At 49.9% G+C, this 9,012-nt stretch carries 8 protein-coding genes; 3 read left to right on the forward strand and 5 right to left on the reverse strand.

Annotated features, from left to right (window positions below):
- Positions 1–407: 407 nt before the first annotated feature.
- Together ACYZYZ_RS10760 and ACYZYZ_RS10765 are read left to right on the forward strand one after the other, a co-directional pair.
- Positions 408–1,046: a sulfotransferase family protein gene (locus ACYZYZ_RS10760; RefSeq protein WP_461484253.1), complete on the forward strand. Its 639-nt coding sequence runs from the start codon at positions 408–410 to the stop codon at positions 1,044–1,046.
- 175 nt (positions 1,047–1,221) lie between these two features.
- On the forward strand, positions 1,222–1,593 hold the full coding sequence (locus tag ACYZYZ_RS10765) for a hypothetical protein (RefSeq protein ID WP_461484254.1): 372 nt from the start codon (positions 1,222–1,224) through the stop codon (positions 1,591–1,593).
- Positions 1,594–1,660: 67 nt separating this feature from the next.
- Here ACYZYZ_RS10765 and ACYZYZ_RS10770 read toward each other — a convergent pair whose 3' ends face one another.
- The 5 genes from ACYZYZ_RS10770 to ACYZYZ_RS10790 form a co-directional block, all read right to left on the reverse strand.
- The gene (locus tag ACYZYZ_RS10770) at positions 1,661–1,873 is read right to left on the reverse strand and encodes a helix-turn-helix domain-containing protein (RefSeq protein WP_305171157.1); all 213 of its coding nucleotides are present in this window, start codon (positions 1,871–1,873) and stop codon (positions 1,661–1,663) included.
- A 470-nt stretch (positions 1,874–2,343) separates the two neighbouring features.
- A complete protein-coding gene (locus ACYZYZ_RS10775; protein ID WP_305171158.1) occupies positions 2,344–2,988 on the reverse strand; it encodes a response regulator in 645 nt (214 codons plus the stop codon).
- Positions 2,985–4,691 (reverse strand): PAS domain S-box protein, encoded by a 1,707-nt coding sequence (locus tag ACYZYZ_RS10780; protein ID WP_461484255.1) that lies wholly within the window; start codon positions 4,689–4,691, stop codon positions 2,985–2,987. Before ACYZYZ_RS10780 ends, ACYZYZ_RS10775 begins: the two co-directional genes overlap by 4 nt.
- Before the next feature lie 165 nt (positions 4,692–4,856).
- A complete protein-coding gene (locus ACYZYZ_RS10785) occupies positions 4,857–7,010 on the reverse strand; it encodes a 4Fe-4S binding protein (protein ID WP_461484256.1) in 2,154 nt (717 codons plus the stop codon).
- A 62-nt stretch (positions 7,011–7,072) separates the two neighbouring features.
- Entirely contained in the window at positions 7,073–7,363 is a 291-nt protein-coding gene (locus ACYZYZ_RS10790) for a hypothetical protein (protein WP_461484257.1), read from the reverse strand.
- A 287-nt stretch (positions 7,364–7,650) separates the two neighbouring features.
- On the opposite strand from ACYZYZ_RS10790, the gene ACYZYZ_RS10795 reads away from it, so the two are divergent.
- The gene (locus tag ACYZYZ_RS10795; protein ID WP_461484258.1) at positions 7,651–9,000 is read left to right on the forward strand and encodes a porin; all 1,350 of its coding nucleotides are present in this window, start codon (positions 7,651–7,653) and stop codon (positions 8,998–9,000) included.
- Positions 9,001–9,012: the final 12 nt, after the last annotated feature.

Genomic DNA, 9,012 nt, shown 5'->3' on the forward strand with positions numbered 1-9,012 from the left:
CCGGCGAGAGTATTCAAGGGCCAGAATACCGCCAGAAGTAATAGCCAAATAAGTCCTTTCGGTTTGCGTGCTTGGTTCATGATGTCTCCTCGTCTTTGTATGAGGTCATTATTGTTATGAAAGTAGAAGTCTGTAGATCGCATTCAGAGTAGGTAAACAGATCTGTTTAAGTCAAGTTGATAGGTTCCGCTTAGACTAGAGGTTGTTATCGGCAATCAAATGAATATAGCAGCGAAAATAAGCGCCTGTAATGAGCTTTGCTTCATAGACCTCTGTCGCGATTGCCCCTACAACACAGCAGGCAAGTAGGGATGGTCGTCACTTTAACGGGAGGCGGTCGAAAATACCTTGCCACGATGGTGCTCCAGGGCGCTGTAAATAGAACTAATAACAACCGGGAGTGTTCTATGTCGTTATCTGTGATTGGTGCCGGGTTTGGTCGCACTGGCACCATGTCTCTGAAAAAAGCTCTGGAAACATTGGGCCTGTCGCCTTGCCATCATATGGAGGAAGTGTTCAAAAATCCCTGGCAGTTACTTTTCTGGGAGCGGGCGGCTAAGGGTAAAAAAGTTGATTGGAACGAGGTCTTTCAAGGCTATAGTGCCTCTGTTGATTGGCCCAGCGCCCACTACTGGAAAGAGCTGGCGGCCTTTTACCCTGAGGCAAAAGTGGTGTTGAGTGTGCGCCCTCCGGAACTGTGGTGGGAAAGTTTTTCTGCCACCATCAAAACGCTGCTCGAAGTCAAGGGCCAGATTCCCGAGGAATACCCTCGCTCGGTGATTGATATGGCGGACAATATCATCCGCGAGCAGACCTTCGGGGGTAGTCTTGAAAAAGAAGCCGTGCTTGCCGCGTTTCAGCAGCGGATCGACGATGTAAAACGCACCATTTCCCCAGAACGGCTTCTGATCTTTGAAGTGACCCAGGGCTGGCAGCCGTTGTGTGAGTTCCTGGATGTGCCTGTCCCCGATGAGCCGTTCCCCCGCACCAATGCCAAGGTGGAATTCTGGGATGTCTTCAGCGGCGGAGTGTCTCCAGGGAGCTGATCTGTCACTCCAGTTTCATCGTACTCCCCGCTGAACATGTTAAATATTTCATGTAACATAATTCTCCCCTGCGGTCCCGGCATATCTGCCGGGTTTAACCCGCAAACCGGTATGAATTAATAACGGGAGAGGCACTGCCCTCATCCGGAGAATAAGCGAGTTGGAGTGAAGAACGATGGAGTACGAAGAGGTTAAGGCCCTGCGCGAGGCCTGGGGTGACAAAGACTGTGATCACCAGGACTTTACCGATGAAATTCTGTTTGGTTCCAAGACAGGAGATTTTGTCTGTATCCAGTGTGGTAAATCTTTTACCAAGCGGGAAAGAGATTCTATGAACCGGGCGGGTGTCCACCCCAAGCTCACTCAACTGACTGAGCAGAATAGAATACTTAAGGAACGCATTGATATTATCAATACTCGCAAGAGCAAGTTTGAGTCAATGGCAGCCGAGGTTGGAGGTCATACCTTGCTCGACTCGCTGTTACTGCAGCAGCAGGGCGTGATTGCCCTGCTGGACGAGATGATTGAGTCGACTGAACCGAGCTGACGTTGCCCCTAGGCAACCCAGTGAGACGGATTTTGGTGCCCGTACGTTGAGCCGGGCACGCCTGAAATCAGTGAACGCCTACTTCAACAGCCTGAATAAACTCAACCATAGTGATGCCCAGTGCTTTTGATAGGTTTTCTATGGTTGTGATGGTTGGCTGTTGCTTGTTTCCCTCAAGTAATGAAATAGAGCGCATGGACAATCCTGCTTCGAACGCCAGATGCTCTTGTGAATAACCCTTCGACTGCCTGATTTCTTTTAGAACTCGTGAAAACGTCATTCTAGCCGTCACTTTCCTGTTCCTCTTTTATAGTTATCTATCCAGGGATGTTTTATGTTTTTTTATTTCAGGGTGACTAAGGTCCTATGGTCTTGTGTTGATCAGTGACATGTCCCCTGAAATGTCTCTACTACTGCCAATAGTTTTTTTTATTCGGCGTTACGGGGTGTTATTTCACTCATATGTCCCCATTTGAGCGCCCGATTTTGGACAAGATTCTGCACTCAGATGGCCTTGGTTACATCAGCAATACCCCTTACATGACTAAGGATTTTCCTGAAGACCTTCTCAGGTTTTAGATCATGACGGCGGAAAAATCCAGAAATGCCCGTCATTAAAGGGCTTAGAGCAGACGGTGGTTGCCCTCGCTGCTTGGTTAGCTAAGCGAAAAAAGTGAAAAAATGAGTACGTTAGAAGTCAGCTCCGGGGAAAGAAAAGCTGGTCTCGAAGACGGGACTTGGTTGCGGTTGTCAGGCGTCGATCAAGCCATGTCGAATGGCAAGGCGGGCAAGTTCTGCCGAGTTAGAGACATTGAGCTTCTGTTTGATGTTGGTGTGGTGGGTGCCGACGGTTTTCGGGCTCAGGTTAAAAATCTCAGCAATGTCGTTGACTGTCTTGCCTTCAGCGAGGAGCCTGAAGATTTCAAATTCCCGCTGGCTGAGATTTTCCAGAACGTTGGTCATCCCGCTCAGCTTCATAACGGCTATTTGTTGGGCGATGTTGGAGCTGAGGTAGATCTTGCCTTCTGACACTTCATGAAGCGCCTTGTACATTTCTTCTGGAGCGCTTCTTTTGGGGATGAAACCTTTAGCCCCGGCTTTCAATGCCTGGTTAGTAAAAATACTGTCTTCATAGACGCTCAGAACCAGGATTTTGGCCTTGGGGTCATAGCAGATGATTTTTTCAATGGCACCCAGTCCACCAATGCCTGGCATGGAAATGTCCATCACGACCACATCGGGGTGGTGTTTTTTGTAGAGGCATGCGGCCAGCTCGCCGTTGTCCGCCTCCAATACTTCTTTAATGCCCTCGCCGTCCTCAAGGAGGCGGCGAAAACCGGCCCTGACAAGTTCGTGGTCGTCGACCAGCAATACGGTGAGGTTGGCAAAGCTCATAGTATATGCTCCGCTTCGAGTGGTATTTTGATCTTTATTTTAACGCCATCACCAGGCTTGCTAACCAGCTTAAATTCGCCATTCAGGTTTTGGGTTCTCTCCTGCATACCAAGTATCCCAAAATCCACATCAGAGTAGAAATCTTTGATTTGCATTCCCTTGCCGTTGTCGTAGATATCCAGGTACAGCTTGCGCTCATTGTGAACATGGGCCACTGATACGGTGATTTGAGAGCAGCCTGCATGTCGCACGGCATTGGTGATAGATTCCTGGATGATACGGAAGATCGTCATGTTGATTTCTTCGTCCAGGTTGTTCAGGTTGCCGGAAAGCTGCAAGTGAAATTTGATATCTGGTTGTCTTTCCTGCCAGGTCTCGATAGTGTCCTGCAGGGTAAGCACCAGTCCCAGGTCGTCAAGGGATGTGGGGCGTAGTCTCGCCAGCATGTGGTGGACCACATCATAGATATGACTGGCTACGTCAATGATGACCTGTGCACTATGGCTGATTTTCGGGTCGGAATTGTTGTTGCGGTTCCTGATGAGTACGGCGTCGGTTTTAATTGCTGTCAGGCATTGCCCCAGCTCGTCGTGCAGCTCCCTGGCGAGGTTGCGTCGTTCATTTTCCTGCACGTTGGCTATGTGCTGTGTAAGCAGTCGTGACTCACGTAGTTGGTGTTTTGCCAGTTCAGCCTGCTTGTGCTCTGTCACATCGCGAACAGTACAAATGAAGCCGATAGACTTGTCTTCCGTGTTGGCCAAGGGCGAGATGGATAGCAACATGGAGGCAGTGCCTTGGTCTTCCTTGTTGAGTGTGATTTCCATGTTATCGATAGACTGTTTTTCTTCGATAATATTTATGATCCGTTCTTCATAACCTCCGAGTTTCAGGTGCAGAAATGATTTGCCGTTCAACCCGGAAGCAAGCTCCGGGAACATCTGTTTGGCGGCGGCATTGAAAAAGGTGATCTTGCCGGTGTGGTCCAGCGAGACGATGGCATCGCTGGATTGCTTGACCAGGGTGGCCATGCGCTGGTTTTCCTCAATGCTTCCCTGCAGCGCCTCGCCCATGCTGTTAAAGGCATCGCTGATATTGTTCATTTCCTTTATGGAAAAGTCAGGCAGTCGGACATTCAGATTACCTTTTCCAAAGCCAGCCAGTGCCGTGGAGATGTATTCAAGCGGACGCAAAAGTCGGTTGATACCCACGTAGAGAATGAGAAGAATAAACACCGAAAGTGCGGCACCAAAGGTAACCAGCGCTCGGATGTCTTGCCAGCGTTCAGTGATCTCCAGTATGGGTTCCGCGTGGATCACCAGCATGCCGCCGGCAAAACGCGTCACTAGTGGCTTGATGGTGGGGGAGAGCATCTTGATAAACAGGTCAGGGGGTCTGGTCAGGTTGTCGGTGTTTGGGCCTCCGGCGTACAGCAATTGGCCGTTTCGATACACCATGATGTAAAGACCGCGAATTTCACTCATCACCTTGACCAGGTCTCCCATGCGCTGGTGTGCCGTTGGGGAGTTCCTGGAGGGGGTGGGAGGCATGGCTACGGACAACAGATGGGCGGCAGCGGTCATGGCGCTCTCCACCTTGGTATGCACCGATTGGCGCGCATTGGTGATGAGAATGCCGGTGGTCATTATCAGGGTGATAATGAGCAACATGGCGAAGAAAAGGTAAATTTTAAGTCTGAGGCTCATATTCTTATCGTCGTTGGTCAAGCCTGAAAGTTTTTCAGGATATCGCGATTTGCAGTTGGAGCCTAGAGCTGTCCCTGTGTCTTGGCTATGACCTTTCTTTATTAAGTAGGACCCACATGGACGGACTTTTCCTTTATTTTCAGCCTGATGCTCGGGATACCCGTGTTATGAGCTGGCACCGGCAGGCATTGGCTCAACAAACTTTACAGGCTGCACGGGGGTTTTCTTGTTGGCCACCATGGCCGGGGCGCATTGTTTGTCATCGTTGATAATAACGATGCATTCCAGGCACTGTATGCATTCGTCGTAATCAATTTTCCCTGTCCGATCAATGGCATTGATGCCGCAGCGGTGCCTGCAAACCTGGCAGGGGGAGCCACACTCTTTACGGCGATTAAGCCATTCAAAAATACGCAGCTTTCCGACAATGGCCAGTCCTGCGCCCAGTGGGCATACATACCGACAATAAAATTTGTGGATAAACATGCCGGCCAGCAACAGGAGCAGGGCATAGGCGACAAACGGCCAGGAACGAACGAAGTAAAAGGTCATTGAGGTCTTGAATGGCTCTACCTCAGATAGTTGTTCACTAAGTGCTGAGGAGTAAAACGCGGAGGCGATCAATACAATAAGGATCAGATATTTCAGTTTGATCAGTTGAGTGTTCAGTTGCGGGGCAATACGTATCTGCTTCAGTTTTAATTTGGTGCCGAGCCAGGCCGCCATTTCCTGAAGTGCGCCAAATGGACAAAGCCACCCGCAAAACAGGCCGCGGCCCCACAGAACCAGGCTGACCACTGTAAATACCCAGAGAATGAAAATAATGGGGTCAAGCAAAAAGAATTCGAGGTTGAAGCCTCTCCAGGTTTCCAGCAGCAGGGTATAAATATTGATGACTGATAGCTGGCCTTGAGCGTAAAAGCCAATAAAAAAGAGTGTGAAAAACAGGAAGGCCCAGCGGAAACGATGAAAGGCCTGCGTCTGTTTGCTGATGGCTTGCTGCTTAATAAAGACAATGGTGAGCAGTAACAGAGACAGACTCAGGATGGAGATATCCACTATCCGATTCTTCCATATACCTTTCCAGATGGCTTCATCCTTTTCAACGGGCTCTTCCGGCAACAACTCGAATAGATCTTCGGGTAGGGTGTAGCTGTCCTGGAAGCGGGCTTCCAGAAACCTCCCGTTTGGCAGTCGCAGGTCCAGATTAAGGGTGAGCTGCATGGGCTTGTTGGGTAGAAGCTCCAAGGATGCCGGAATTTTAAAAATATGCACGTTGCTCATGCCGGTGTTCAGTTGTGCCTGCTCAATCACGGTGCGGTCAAAAAAGTCGATGTCAAACAGAGGCATCCGCAGCCCCTGTTGCTCGATATACAACTTTTTGGCCTGGGAGTTGGGGACAAAATCAACGCCCAGGTAGTCATAAAAGCCGTCGGCAAACACAACGATAGCCTGCTCTCCTGGTTTAAGAGCTTTCTTGAGGCTATTAAAGCTGGCCTCACCGAGCAGGTTTTTACCGATGAGGGGCGAGTTCAGGTAACCGTAGTGAAAGTTCAGGTCTGCCGCCGGGTCACTGACGTCAAGGTTTGGGTCTTCGTAATGTTTTAGGGGTAGGCCGGTTGCCCGTTCTACTTTATGGCGAGTGATGGTCCATTTGCGAATCAGTCCTTGATCGAGCAATTCCTGCCAGGACAATGGAGTATAGGCATCCTCTTTGGCAACAACGCGTTGTTGTTGGTAAGCCGCTATTTTCAGCCGTGCCACGTGCAGGGCGGAAGACAGGACCGTTTTGTTGACAACTGCCAGAGAGATGGTTGCTTTGCTGATGCCGTCAAATTGAGCTGTGCCATTGATGACTTCCCTGGCAGTCTCATTTGGGCGAGTTTTGATGCTGTTATCGATAATGATCTTAGTTTTAATGTCCAGACCTTTATATTGGTTTACGAAGCGCTGCATGGCGCCGACCAGGTCGTGATTAAACATCGGCTCGTGGTGTTCCAGAACTCGCACACCCTTTAATGTGCCAGCGGTATCAATGCCGATGAGTAAGTTGATGGGTTTTCCCGCAAAGCCCCTCAGGTCGACCAGGTCGATAGACTGAAAGGCATAACCCACCAGTTGATCATTGCCATATACAGGCCAGGCGGCAACATCCGTAAGCTTTTCTCCCGCACGGTCAGCGTTATCAAACAAGGTCGGGATCAGCGTCTGGATGGGTTGGTTGGTGGAGTTTTCAGTTGCAGAAACCAGGCTGGTTGAAGCGGCAAATAGAAGCAGGCACCAGGCGAGGCCGGTGAAAAAATTGATTTTGATATTCACGAAAGACCTGGCTTTTGACATTGTCTGGGTCGGTATCTTCTCTGAAATAGGTTGCTTGTCGGCTATTGGTCTGGAGTGTCTTTATCTGGAGCAGCTGGGCTGCTCATTTGGCTGTTGGTGTTGTTGTCCTTTTCAGCCTTTGTTTCGACGTCCTTTTCAGCTGCGTTATTGTGGTCGCCTTGCTCCATATGGTTGTTGCCGTGGTCACTGCGAGAGGGTTCTGGCTCTCCCGCCACGATTTCTACACTTGGCACAGTCATGGCGTTAGCAGGCGTGACAATGTCCGGGGCTATTATGACCGGGATGATTAAAGTGGCTGCCAACAGCAGGTAAATATGACGTAAATGTGGCATGAGTTGATCTTGGTTGTGATGTCAGTTTTGTATTGTTTGGGATGGCATGGCCACTACAGGTTTGCAGCTTGCCCCTATGTCACTTGCCTTTATTATCTTTATGTCAGTTCCAGCCTTTGATTATAGGAAAATTGGGCAAGAAACTGTCCATGAAGATTAGTTCATAGCGATTGGAATCCATCGGTGTTTTAGTTTGGATGCTGGGATAGAGCCTTGGTGCCTTCTGCTTGTGGAGGTGTGGGCTCTGCTCACTATTTACGCTAAAAACAACCTTTGGGGTGAGTCCAATGAAAAAGACTAAAAAGGCTGCAGTACTTCGTATTGCAACGCTGGCTGCCGCAATGTCCACAGTGGGCGTGGCGCAGACAGTATTGGCCGAAGAGGCGGCGGGACCTTCCTGGAATATATCCGGCTGGGTCAATGAAAGCATGTCTTACTACGATGATGGTGAAGGCAGCGACATGGTGCAGATGTCGGATAACGGTACCACGCTGGGTAGCAGGGTGACGTTTTCCGGGTCCACTAAACTGAACGGTGGTCTGGACGCCGGTTTTGATGTGACCATCGAACCGTTCTCCGGTAACCCGAACTTCACAGGTAACGGCAACCAGATCACACCGCTGGTGTTCTCCAACCAGGACAACATCGATAACTTCAACGGTGGTGATATCGGTCTGCTGGGCAGCAGCGTTTATCTCGGCGGCAGCTGGGGTAAAGTGACCATCGGTCTGCAAAGTATGCCGACGGATAATATCGGCGTACTCGGCGACCCTTCCATGACCATCTGGTCCGGCGTGGGCGCACTGTTCCGTGGTTCCGGCTTCTTTATTCGTGGTCTCAATGGTGCCGCGTTGGGTGGTGCCGTCAACTGGGGTAGTTTTGCCCAGTGTATGACCACCAACGGCCTGGGTATCGGTATTGACTGTAACGGGGTATACCGCAACGGTATCCGTTATGACCTGCCCGCGTTTGGTCCTGTTAGCATTGCCGTTGGCTATGCCAATGACGATATCTACGATATTGCTGCCAAGTATGCTGAGAAGATTGGTGATGTAGAGGTTAGATTCCATCTTGGTTACGCCTATAACGCCAATGGTGCAGCTAACGTTGCAGAACGTACTATTAGCACTAGCTCTGTAGACACCGGTATGACAGCTGGTGGCGATCCAGTCATGGCAGACGTGACATCAGTAGCGTTGGGCGATACCGACTCAAAAATGTTTACCATGCAACTGGGTTTGTGGGATACCAATACCGGTTTGTTTGGAAACATTACCTATCAGCGTGAAGAGGCGGATGGCGATGTTTCTGACTACGCTGAAGATGAAAATGATGCGTATTACACCAAGCTGGGTATTCGCAAGCCCTTTACCAAGTTGGGTGATACGGCGTTTTACGTTGAGTACGGTCTGTACAAGGATCAGTACAGTGCAGCGATGGGTGAAGCCGGCATTACAGGCACAGAGCTGACCCGTACAGGTATGGCTCTGGAGCAGTACTTCGGCAGCAAGATGATCATTTACGGAAAATATGAGCAGCTCGACATTGATGTTGATGGCACACCGGCTGCTGAGAATGTCTATGATGATGTTGATGAGCTGGACCTGTTCTCCCTGGGTGTGACTTACTTCTTCTGAGTCAATAAGGCC

The sequence above is a fragment of the Porticoccus sp. genome, from assembly GCA_023261185.1.
In the GTDB taxonomy this organism is placed as follows: domain Bacteria; phylum Pseudomonadota; class Gammaproteobacteria; order Pseudomonadales; family Porticoccaceae; genus Porticoccus; species Porticoccus litoralis.

What these genes read in the sequence shown, in the direction of transcription:
- ACYZYZ_RS10765 (WP_461484254.1), top strand. Translation starts at nt 1,222, where the DNA reads ATGGAGTACGAAGAGGTTAAGGCCCTGCGCGAGGCCTGGGGTGACAAA.
- ACYZYZ_RS10775 (WP_305171158.1), bottom strand. Translation starts at nt 2,988, where the DNA reads ATGAGCTTTGCCAACCTCACCGTATTGCTGGTCGACGACCACGAACTT.
- ACYZYZ_RS10780 (WP_461484255.1), bottom strand. Translation starts at nt 4,691, where the DNA reads ATGAGCCTCAGACTTAAAATTTACCTTTTCTTCGCCATGTTGCTCATT.
- ACYZYZ_RS10770 (WP_305171157.1), bottom strand. Translation starts at nt 1,873, where the DNA reads ATGACGTTTTCACGAGTTCTAAAAGAAATCAGGCAGTCGAAGGGTTAT.
- ACYZYZ_RS10760 (WP_461484253.1), top strand. Translation starts at nt 408, where the DNA reads ATGTCGTTATCTGTGATTGGTGCCGGGTTTGGTCGCACTGGCACCATG.
- ACYZYZ_RS10795 (WP_461484258.1), top strand. Translation starts at nt 7,651, where the DNA reads ATGAAAAAGACTAAAAAGGCTGCAGTACTTCGTATTGCAACGCTGGCT.
- ACYZYZ_RS10790 (WP_461484257.1), bottom strand. Translation starts at nt 7,363, where the DNA reads ATGCCACATTTACGTCATATTTACCTGCTGTTGGCAGCCACTTTAATC.